A 9,883-nucleotide genomic window follows, 5' to 3' on the forward strand; every position below is an offset into this window, starting at 1 on the left:
GAATCCTCGGGTGATCACTCTGGACCGCCTCACGAAGGTCTTCCCCGCACCCGGCGGCGGAGACCCCGTCGTCGCGCTCGACGGGATCGACCTCCACCTCGAGCCCGGCCGCGTGCACGGCATCGTCGGTCGCTCCGGCGCCGGGAAGTCCACCCTCATCCGCTGCCTGACCGGGCTGGAGAAGCCCACCACCGGGCGCGTCGAGGTGGACGGCACCGATATCGCCGCCCTGGACGGTCCCGCCCTGCGCGCCGCCCGCCGCCACATCGGCATGGTCTTCCAGCACGCGAACCTGCTGGACTCGCGCACCGCCGCCCAGAACATCGCCCACCCGCTCGAGATCGCCGGCGTCCCGCGGGCCCGTCGCCAGCAGCGGGTGGCCGAGCTGGTGGAGCTGGTGGGGCTCACCGGGCGCGAGCACAATCATCCCGCCCAGCTCTCCGGGGGGCAGATCCAGCGCGTCGGCATCGCCCGCGGGCTGGCCGCCGAACCGAAGGTGCTGCTGTGCGACGAGCCGACCAGCGCATTGGACGGCTCCACCACCCGCCAGATCCTGCGGCTGATCGCTGACCTGCGCGAGCGCCTCGGCATCACGGTCGTGATCATCACCCACGAGATGGGCGTGGTGCGCGAGGTCTGCGACACCGTCACCCTGCTGCAGGACGGCCGCATCACCCAGAGCGGTGACCTGCTGGACGTCGCCGCAGATCCGCACGGCCCGCTGAGTGCCGAGCTGATCCCGCTGCCCCCGGCCCCCACCGGCATCGACGCCCTCGTGGTCAACTGCGACTACGGCAATTCCGAGCGCTTCCGCACCACCGATGACCTGATCCGCCTGGCCGAGACCTACGAGGCCGAGGCGACGCTGGTCGCCGGCACCATCGAGACCATCGGAGGGCGCCAGGTGGGCCGCGTGCAGCTCGCCCTGCGCAACCGCTCCGGCCGGCCCATCTCCCGGGAGGGCCTGACCGCCTTCCTCACCGAGCTCGAGGCGGCCGGCGTGGTCGCGACGGAGGTGACCGCATGATCGAGATCCTGCAGGAATGGCTGGCGAACCCGCTGCTGGTGCGCTGGGAGGGCGGTCCCTGGGAGGCCACCCTCGTCACTCTCTACATGACCGCCGTGACCATGGTGCTCACCGTGCTTCTGGGCCTGCCGCTGGGCGTGGCGCTGTTCGAGACCGATGATTCCGCCTCCTCGCTGGTGCGCCGGTTCAACCAGGTCACCGGCTTCGTGGTCAACGTGCTGCGCTCCTTCCCGTTCTTCATCCTGATCATCGCGCTGATCCCGATCACCTCGCTGATCACCGGCCGCTCCACCGGCCCCAATGCGGCGATGATCGCGCTGACCATCGCGGCGGTGCCCTTCGCCGCCCGGCTGTTCGAGCTGAACCTCCGCGAGATCCCGGCGGGAAAGATCGAGGCGGTGCGGATGATGGGCGCGAGCCGCTGGCAGGTGATCCGCCAGGTGCTGATCCCCGAGGCGCTGCCCGGCATCATCGGCTCGATCACCACCACCACGATCGCGGTCATCGGCTACACCGCGATGGCCGGCTCCGTGAACGCCGGCGGTCTGGGCCAGCTCGCCTACAACCGCGGCTACACCGGCTACCAGACCGAGATCATCATCGTCACCGTCATCCTGCTGATCGCGATCGTGATCCTCGTGCAGCTGCTCGGCTCGCGTCTCGCCCGCGCCGTCGATCACCGCGCCCGCACCACCTGATCCCCGCACCGAACGACCCCTTCACAGCCTGACCCCCACCTCTAAGGAACCACCGATGCGCACCGTCTCCCGCCGCACCCTGTTCGCCTCCGGCGCCGGCCTCACCGCCCTCGCCCTCGCCGCCTGCGGCGGTGAGACGGCGGCCCCGCTCACCGAGGAGGGCGGAGTCACCACCCTCCGGATCGCCGCGACCCCGCTGCCCCACATGGAGATCCTCACCTTCGTCAAGGACAACCTCGCCGCCGACGCCGGTCTCGAGCTCGACCTGCAGGAGCAGACCGAGTACCCGATCCCGAACCGTCTGCTCGACGAGGGAGAGGTCGACGCGAACTTCTTCCAGCACCTGCCCTACCTCGAGACCGAGGTCGCGGAGAACGGCTACGAGCTGACCCCCTTCGAGGGCGTGCACATCGAGCCGCTCGGCGTGTACTCCGAGTCACTCACCAGCCTCGACGAGATCGAGGAGGGTGCCGCGGTCGGCGTCCCGAACGACCCCACCAACCGCGGCCGCGCCCTCGCGCTGCTCGCCGCCGAGGGCCTGCTGGCGCTGCGGGACGGGGTCGAGCCCACCGAGGCCACGATCGACGACATCGCCGAGAACCCCCAGCACCTGGATCTCCAGGAGATCGACGCGGCGCTGCTGCCCCGCACCCTGGGTGACTTCGCGATCGCCGTGATCAACGGCAACTATGCCCTCGAGGCGGATCTCAGCCCTGCCGAGGACGCCCTCGCCCTCGAATCCGGCGAGGACAACCCCTACGCGAACATGCTCGTGGTCCGCACCGAGGACGCCGAGAACGAGGCACTGGTGAAGCTCGACGAGCTGCTGCACTCCGCGGACGTCCGCAGCTTCATCGAGGAGACCTACTCCGGCGCGGTGATCCCCGCCTTCTGACCGGCCCGCCCGGACGGGCTGGCGCCGGTCGGCTCACTGCCGCGGGGCGGCTGCTGCCGCTCGGCTCAGACCAGCTCGGTCGCCCCGAGCTGATCCAGCAGCCAGGCCAGCTCGTCCGCACGCTGCTCCCACTTGCGGTAGCGGCCCGAGCGCCCGCCGTGCCCGGCGACCATCTCGCAGCGGAACAGGATCGGCCGCTCCGCCTGATCGGAGGTGACCGTCTCGCGCAGGCGGGCCACCCACTTGGCCGGCTCGTTGAAGAACACGCGGGTGTCGTTCAGCGAGGTGGAGGCGAAGATCGCCGGGTACTCCACGGCCGTGATGTTCTCGTACGGGGTGTATCCGCGCATGTACTCGTACACCGCCGGATCGTGCAGCGGGTCGCCCCACTCCTCCCACTCACCCACGGTCAGCGGCAGGCTCGGGTCCAGGATCGTGGTCAGCGCGTCGACGAAGGGCACCCCGGCGATGATGGCCCGGAACCGCTCCGGGGCGAGGTTCGCGATGCCGCCCATCAGCAGCCCGCCCGCGCTGCGACCCTCGGCACCCAGCCGCTCCGCGGCCACCAGGCCGGAGTCCGTCAGGTGGGCGGCGGCGGCCACGAAGTCGCCGAAGGAGTTCTTCTTCTCCAGCAGCTTGCCGTGCTCGTACCAGTCGCGGCCCATCTCCCCGCCGCCGCGCACGTGCGCGATCGCGATCACCACGCCGCGATCCAGCAGCGACAGCCGGGTGGGGACGAAAGAGGGGTCGATCGACATCTCGTAGGAGCCGTAGCCGTACAGGTAGCCCGGCGCGGTGCCGTCGGCCGGGGCGTCACGGCGCGCCACCACGCTCAGCGGGATCGCGGTGCCGTCCTGGGCGGTCGCCCATTCGCGCCGCTCCACGTACAGCTCCGGGTCGAAGCTAGGCACCGGCGTGACGCGCAGGATCTCGGTGGCCCCGGAGGCGATATCCCGTTCGGCGACGGTGGCCGGGGTGAGCATGCTGGTGAGCTGGTAGCGCACCGTGGTCTGGTCCCAGTTCGGGTTGGCGTCGATCTCGACGGTGTCCAGCTCGCCGCCGTGGCTGATGTCCGAGGCCTGCTCGATGCGCAGCGAGCCGTCGGCCGCCCGCGGGATCAGCCGTACGCTCGCCAGCCCGCCGCTGCGCAGCTCGAGCGCGACGAAGCTGGCGAACGCATCGACCGCGAGCAGCCGCTCGCCCTCGGCCGGGGCCAGCAGCTCCTCCCAGCGTGCCGGTGCCTCCAGCGGCGCCTGCGCGAGCGCGAAGCCGCGATGGCCGTCGTTGTGCACGATCAGCAGCCGGTCCCCGCCGTGCTCGACCGCGTAGTCCACACCGTCCCGGCGGCCGCCCGCGGGCACCGGGGCGGACGTGGGGTCGGACAGGTCCAGCAGCCACGCCTCGGTGGTGGAGGTGGAGCCCGCCTGGATCACCAGGGTCGAGCCGTCGCGGGAGCGGTCGAAGCCGATCATGAACCGCTCGTCGGGCTCCTCGATGACCAGCACGTCCTCCTCGGCCGGACCCCCGATGCGGTGACGCCAGATCTGGTGCTGGCGCCAGGCATCGTCGACCCGGGCGTAGAACAGCCACTGCTGGTCGGCGGAGAAGGCGAGGCCGTAGCCGGCGCCGGTGACCGCCTCGTCCAGGACCGTCCCGGAGGCGATGTCCGTGATGCGGAGGGTGAAGCGCTCATCACCCGCGGTGTCCACGGCGGAGGCGAAGAGGGTGTGGTCAGGGGAGGGGGCGAGCCCTCCGAGGGAGTAGAACTCGGCGCCCGCGGCCTCGGCCTGCGCATCCAGCAGCACCTGCTCGCCCTCGAGCATCACGCCCGGCTCGACCTGCGGCATCGTGCCGGTGTCGGCGACGCGGGTGAACCTCGGGTAGTCGTCCCCCGCGGTGGTGCGGGTGATGTACCACCAGTCGCCGCGGCGCACCGGCACGCTGAGGTCGGTCTCCTGGGTGTGCCCGATGAACTCCCGCACCAGCGTGGCCCGGAGCTGCTCGAGGTGCGCGGTGCGGGCATCGGCGTAGGCGTTCTCCGCCTCGAGGTGGGTGATCACCTCGGGGTCGGTCTTGTCCCGCATCCACTCGAACGGATCAATCACGGTGTCGCTGTGGAAGGTCCGCTCGGTGGGGCGGTGCGCAGGGGTCGGGGCAGCAGGGAGCTCGGCGGTCATTCCCCGAGGGTAACCGCGCCCAGCTGCTCGAGGAGCCAGGCCACTCCCTCCACACGGGGGTCGCCGGCGGATCCCGGGGTGGGGGTCGCGCGTAGCAGGACCGGGCGCTCGTCGGGATCCGAGGTGACCCGTGCCCGCAGCTGCGCGACCCAGATCGCCGCGCAGGCCGAGGGCACGTCCATGCCGTCGAGCGCCGTCCAGGCGAAGACCGCCGGGTACTCGGTCCCCCGGATGTTCTCCGCCGGGCTGTACGCGCGCTGGCTGCGGTAGGTCGCCTCATCGGCCGCGGGGTCGCCCCATTCGGCCCATTCCTCGAGGGTGAGCATCACGTTCGGGTCCAGGAGGGTCTCCAGGGGATCCACCAGCGGCCCCCCGGTGAGGATCGCCCGGAACCGCTCCGGGGCGAGGTTCGCCGCTCCCGCGACCAGCAGCGCTCCGGCCCCGTCGCCTGCGGCGCCGATCCTGTCCGCTGCGGCCCATCCGGTGTCGACGAGATGGTCGGCGCAGGCCAGGAGATCGGCGAAGGAGTTCTGCTTGTGCAGACCCCGGCCCTGCTGATGCCATTGCGGGCCCATCTCTCCGCCGCCGCGCACGTGCGCGATGGCGAGCACGACGCCGCGGTCCACGAGCGCCCGGGCCTCGGGGCGCAGCTTCGGTTCGGTGGAGACGCCGAAGGCGCCGTGACCGTAGAGCAGTGCGGGTGCGGTGCCGTCGCGCGGCGTATCCTGCCGGGCGAGCAGCGAGATCGGCACCTGCGTGCCGTCAGTCGAGGTCGCCCACAGACGACGCTCCACGTACTGCGTGGGGTCGAAGCCGGCGATGTCCTCTCGCAGGAGCTCGGTGCTCTCCCCGGTGTCCAGGTCGTGCTCCAGGAGCATGCCGGGGGTGAGGAAGCTGTCCAGGCGGTAGCGGATCCGTCGGGTGCCCCAGGCCGGGACGGGTTCGAGGCGCACCGAGTCCAGCGTCCCGCCACGACCCACGGTGTGCGCCGCCTGCAGGTCGAGGGAGCCGTCGGCCCGGCGCGGGATGAGGCGCAGCCGCGGGACGCCGCCGCCCCGCAGCTGGAGGGCGATGACATCGGCGAAGGCTTCCACGGACTCGAAGTGCTCGTCCTCCTCGGCGGTCAGCAGTGCGGACATGTCCGGCAGGCCGCCGGTCGTGTCCAGACCGATCTCGCTGAGCACGGTCCGCAGGGTGTCGCGGTCCTCGTGGATCACCAGCAGTCGGTCCCCGGCATGCTCCAGTCGTGCGGGTCGCGCGTCCGTGAGCCGGCCGGTCACCGGCCGCGGAGGCGTGTCGACGGCGCTGAGATCGCAGAGCCACGCCTCGCTGCCCTGGGGAGAGAGGGAGTGGATCATCAGGGCGGAGCCGTCCCGGGAGCGGGCGAGTTCGAGCTGTGCCCAGTGGTCGGACTCCTCGAGCAGGAGGACGTCCTCGTCCGCCGAGGTGCCCAGGCGGTGGCTGCGGACCTGGTGCCGACGTCCGAGATCGTCCAGGCGGGTGTGCAGCAGGGAGCGCGAGTCCGCGGAGAAGACGATGTCGGGTCCGGCCCCGCCGACGGCGCGGTCGACGACCTCGCCGGTGGCGGCGTCAGTGATGATCAGTCGGCATCCGCCGAGTGCCGCCTCGGCGCGGGCGAGCAGTCTGTGGTCGGAGGAGACGGCGAAGCCCATCATCGACAGGCAGTCGGCCACCAGGATCTCCTCGCCGTCGAGGAGCCGGTCGGGCTCGATCCGGGGGATGCCGGAGGGACTCCGCAGCCCCTCCCGGTCTCGGACCCGGGAGAGCGTGGCCGTGCCGTCGGGAGCGAAGCGGTCGATGTACCACCATCCGTCGAGCAGGACGGGAGCGGACAGCTCGAGCCGCGAGGCGGGGTCGTCGACCAGGGCACACAGCTCCTCGCGCAGCGGTGCGAGATGCGCGGTCCGCGCATCGGTATGCGCGTTCTCCGCGGCGAAGTGCCGGGCGACCTCGGGGGAGTCGGTCGCACGCAGCCAGCGGTACGGGATCGGCACGCAGTCGCCGAACAGAGCACGTTGGACAGGGCGCGGGGCAGGACGGGGGGTGAGGGCGAGTGGGCTCTCGCTGCCACGACGCGCCGAGCTCGTCGAGGAGACTGTGTGCTGAGACATGGGTGCAGCTTTCCTGTCGGGGGGACCTATCCGTGGTGCGGCGAGCTGGAGCACCGGCGTGGTCGGCGTCGTTGCCGACCGAGGTGCGGCACCGGTCGAACGGGATGGGCCAGGGGACTGAGGGAGCCCTGACGGTCAGGGCGGGGCAGTGCGGCATGTCGTGCCGGAGGGCACTGTCCTCCGGAGTTCACATCGATCCGACCTCCTCATCGCCTACTTCTCAGGACCCTCTTGTGAGGTCTGTCATAGAGGCTACTGTGGGCATTTCAGAGGTATGTCAGAAATGGTGAACGGCGGTGGACACCGTCGAGGACGGTCGACGACCAGCGGACCGGAAGGGGGGCGCCGCGGCGATGGCAGCAGGTGATGACGAGAGATTCGCAGCGGAGCTGCGCAGAGCCATCGAGCAGAGCGGCCAGACCCTGACGGCGATTTCGCATCGCCTGCGGGCGCGCCACCGGCCGGTCAGCGTCGCCACGCTGAGCAACTGGCAGTCGGGCCGGAGCCTTCCCGGCGGGGAGCAGTCGCTCGGGGTGGTGGCGGCGCTCGAGGAGCTGCTGGGCCGGGCGCCCGAGTCGCTCGCGGACCTGGTGGGGGCACCACGACTGCGGGGTCGGTCCGTGCGCACCACGACCTTCCTCGGCGGTCGCTCCAGCAAGCAGGTGTTCACCGATGCGCTCCGGGAGCTGGGGTTCACCTCCGCGCAGCAGTACGCCCATGAACGGGTGTTCCATCAGTTCGCGACCATCGACTCGTCGCGGGACGTCCAGAGCTTCGACTTCGGGCTGATGGTGCGGGCCCTGGAGTCCGGGGTGTGCCGTCTGCCGGCGGTGTACGTCCTGGAACCCACGGAGCCGAACGTCGCGCCGCATTTCATCCCGGTCCAGGGGTGCTCGATCGGTCGTCGCGTGAATTGGCCCGAGCACCGGGTCTACGGCGTCGAGCTGCTGGTGGACGGCCACCTCGATGCCGGCCAGGTCGCCGCCTTCGCCTACCGGGTCGAGCTGAGCGCCCAGGCCACGGACATGACGGCGGTCGTGTACAGCCTCCCGCGGCGGGCCAATGACGCGCTGATCGAGGTCGAGTTCCGCGGCGATCGGCGGCCGATGGACTGCGTGCGATACCAGCGCACGGAGTCCGGGGAGTCGACCTCCAGCGTGCGCCTGGACCGTCGTGAACGGCTCCAGGTCAGCGAGGCCCGCTTCGGTCCCGGGACGCTCGGACTGCGATGGACGTGGGAGAACGAGTGCGAGGACGACGAGGACGACGAGGGCGAGATGGTCAAGTGGGGGGACGGTGACGTCGACGACGTCGCTGCCGATCGGACGGTGGGGCGCACGGGACCCCGCGCCGGTCCTCCCCGGCCGTGAGCACGGCGGCGTATCCTGAGGGTCCCGACCAGGCCTCACCAGGAGGTGTGCACCATGGGATTCACCGGGCAGGACATCGTGGTCGGTTACGACGACACCACCGCATCGATGGCGGCCGTCCACTGGGCCGCAGATCTCGCCCGGAGCACGCAGTCCGGGCTGCACCTCGTCCATGCCTGGACCTGGCCCCTGCTCGGGCAGGGCGTGACGGGGCTCCCGGTGCTCGACCCGACGGGGCCGCGCAATCAGGCCATGAGGCTCCTCGATGACGCCGCCGAGCGCATCGCCCTCCGGTATCCCGAGGTGACGGTCACCGCGGAGCTGCTCCAGGGGATGCCGCGGGAGGCGCTCGAGGAGATCTCCGAGCGCACCGACCTGCTGGTCGTCGGCACGCGCGGCCTCGGCGCGGTGATGGGGACGCTGCTGGGGTCCGTCAGCCGCGGCATCCTCCACGACGTCGGCTGTCCGGTGGCCGTGATCCGCTCCGACCAGCACCGGGCGGGTCCGGTGCTCGCTGCGTACGACGGCTCCGAGGCTGCCGGCGAGGCGATCGACGAGGCGGCTGATCTCGCAGCGGCCTGGCACGCCGTGCTGCGCGTGGTCCATGTGCGGTCGGGGGCGCATGCGCCCTCTGCGGGCAGCGCGGAGCTGTGGAGCGCCGGGAGTCGATCGCGGGGGGTGCTCGAGGAGGGGGCCGCCCGGGCGGCTGCCCGGCACGAGGGGCTCGAGGTCCAGGCGCGCATGATCGAGGACCGCACGGTCGCCGAGGGGATGCTCGAGGCGGCCACCGGGGCGCGCATGATGGTGATCGGACATCGCGGGCTGAGCCGGGGTGGCTTCGGGTCGACCGCGCACGCGATCGTCCTCCACGCCACGGGGAACGTCACGGTGGTCCGACCGGCGTCTCGTGAGTGACGTGACTCGCGTCCGCGGTCGGAGAGTTTGAACGGGCGAGGTCGTGGCGGTTAGGCTGTCCGACGGTAGCGTGTCCGAGCGGCCGAAGGTGCATCACTCGAAATGATGTGTGGTTCATAGCCACCGCGGGTTCAAATCCCGCCGCTACCGCCTCTGACCTGGGAAGATATCAGGTCGACGAAGGCCCCCACCGGGACTGGTGGGGGCCTTCGCGCGTGCGGGGCGCAGCGGCTGAGCGGCGCCGGTCAGCGGTCCTGGAACTCCGAGTCGAGGTTGCTCTCCAGCAGCGCCGCGAGCAGGTCCAGGGAGGCTTCGGCGCCCTCCCCTTCGGCGCGCAGCGTCACCTCGTCGCCATGGCCGACGTCCAGGGTCAGCAGCAGCAGGATGCTGGAGGCCTTCACCGGTGCCGCCTCGGCAGTCTCGATCGTGACGGCGACGGGCTGCTCACTGGCCGCCTGGGAGAAGATCGCGGCAGGGCGGGCATGGAGGCCGCTGGAGCTCGCGACCTTCACGGTACGTGCTGGCATCTCGGGGCCTTTCTCGACGTGGTCCCTCCCAGGGTATCCGCGCACGCGCCCTGACGGACATCCGCCGACGAGACTCACGAAAAGTGCCCGCGAACGGTCTTCGGTGCCTCATATGTTTTTGCCCGCGAAGCGAGGACCGTGG

Annotated in this window: 8 protein-coding genes and 1 tRNA gene; 6 read left to right on the forward strand and 3 right to left on the reverse strand. The window is 71.2% G+C overall.

The genetic code is table 11. The features are described from left to right. Positions 1 to 10 precede the first annotated feature (10 nt). The 3 genes from ACHUEU_RS11040 to ACHUEU_RS11050 are packed head-to-tail and all read left to right on the forward strand — an operon-like array spanning position 11 to position 2,620. Positions 11 to 1,027: a methionine ABC transporter ATP-binding protein gene (locus ACHUEU_RS11040; protein ID WP_394216173.1), complete on the forward strand. Its 1,017-nt coding sequence runs from the start codon at positions 11 to 13 to the stop codon at positions 1,025 to 1,027. Further along, positions 1,024 to 1,725, forward strand: a complete 702-nt coding sequence (locus ACHUEU_RS11045) for a methionine ABC transporter permease (protein ID WP_394216174.1) — start codon at positions 1,024 to 1,026, stop codon at positions 1,723 to 1,725. The genes ACHUEU_RS11040 and ACHUEU_RS11045 overlap by 4 nt, the downstream gene beginning before the upstream one ends. Positions 1,726 to 1,780: 55 nt before the next feature. After that, on the forward strand, positions 1,781 to 2,620 hold the full coding sequence (locus ACHUEU_RS11050) for a MetQ/NlpA family ABC transporter substrate-binding protein (protein WP_394216175.1): 840 nt from the start codon (positions 1,781 to 1,783) through the stop codon (positions 2,618 to 2,620). A 65-nt stretch (positions 2,621 to 2,685) separates the two neighbouring features. Here the strand turns inward: ACHUEU_RS11050 and ACHUEU_RS11055 are convergent, their stop codons facing one another. After that, positions 2,686 to 4,797 (reverse strand): S9 family peptidase, encoded by a 2,112-nt coding sequence (locus tag ACHUEU_RS11055; protein ID WP_394216176.1) that lies wholly within the window; start codon positions 4,795 to 4,797, stop codon positions 2,686 to 2,688. Beyond that, a complete protein-coding gene (locus ACHUEU_RS11060; protein WP_394216177.1) occupies positions 4,794 to 6,929 on the reverse strand; it encodes a prolyl oligopeptidase family serine peptidase in 2,136 nt (711 codons plus the stop codon). The genes ACHUEU_RS11055 and ACHUEU_RS11060 overlap by 4 nt, the downstream gene beginning before the upstream one ends. 353 nt (positions 6,930 to 7,282) lie before the next feature. Here ACHUEU_RS11060 and ACHUEU_RS11065 point away from each other — a divergent pair, with 353 nt between their 5' ends. From ACHUEU_RS11065 to ACHUEU_RS11075, 3 genes are all read left to right on the forward strand, one after another. Beyond that, positions 7,283 to 8,299, forward strand: coding sequence for a helix-turn-helix domain-containing protein (locus tag ACHUEU_RS11065; protein ID WP_394216178.1), 1,017 nt, complete (start codon positions 7,283 to 7,285; stop codon positions 8,297 to 8,299). A 54-nt stretch (positions 8,300 to 8,353) separates the two neighbouring features. Further along, positions 8,354 to 9,214, forward strand: coding sequence for a universal stress protein (locus tag ACHUEU_RS11070; protein ID WP_394216179.1), 861 nt, complete (start codon positions 8,354 to 8,356; stop codon positions 9,212 to 9,214). Positions 9,215 to 9,278: 64 nt separating this feature from the next. Continuing rightward, positions 9,279 to 9,364: transfer RNA gene (locus ACHUEU_RS11075), tRNA-Ser, on the forward strand. 95 nt (positions 9,365 to 9,459) lie between these two features. On the opposite strand, the gene ACHUEU_RS11080 is transcribed toward ACHUEU_RS11075, so the two are convergent. Next, positions 9,460 to 9,741, reverse strand: coding sequence for an HPr family phosphocarrier protein (locus tag ACHUEU_RS11080; RefSeq protein WP_394216180.1), 282 nt, complete (start codon positions 9,739 to 9,741; stop codon positions 9,460 to 9,462). Positions 9,742 to 9,883 lie beyond the last annotated feature (142 nt).

The sequence above is a fragment of the Brachybacterium vulturis genome, assembly GCF_043641765.1.
GTDB classification, from domain to species: domain Bacteria; phylum Actinomycetota; class Actinomycetes; order Actinomycetales; family Dermabacteraceae; genus Brachybacterium; species Brachybacterium vulturis_A.

Excerpts from the sequence above, each read along its gene's own strand:
- ACHUEU_RS11050 (WP_394216175.1), top strand. The coding sequence starts at position 1,781 with ATGCGCACCGTCTCCCGCCGCACCCTGTTCGCCTCCGGCGCCGGCCTC.
- ACHUEU_RS11045 (WP_394216174.1), top strand. The coding sequence starts at position 1,024 with ATGATCGAGATCCTGCAGGAATGGCTGGCGAACCCGCTGCTGGTGCGC.
- ACHUEU_RS11055 (WP_394216176.1), bottom strand. The coding sequence starts at position 4,797 with ATGACCGCCGAGCTCCCTGCTGCCCCGACCCCTGCGCACCGCCCCACC.
- ACHUEU_RS11080 (WP_394216180.1), bottom strand. The coding sequence starts at position 9,741 with ATGCCAGCACGTACCGTGAAGGTCGCGAGCTCCAGCGGCCTCCATGCC.
- ACHUEU_RS11060 (WP_394216177.1), bottom strand. The coding sequence starts at position 6,929 with ATGTCTCAGCACACAGTCTCCTCGACGAGCTCGGCGCGTCGTGGCAGC.
- ACHUEU_RS11070 (WP_394216179.1), top strand. The coding sequence starts at position 8,354 with ATGGGATTCACCGGGCAGGACATCGTGGTCGGTTACGACGACACCACC.
- ACHUEU_RS11065 (WP_394216178.1), top strand. The coding sequence starts at position 7,283 with ATGGCAGCAGGTGATGACGAGAGATTCGCAGCGGAGCTGCGCAGAGCC.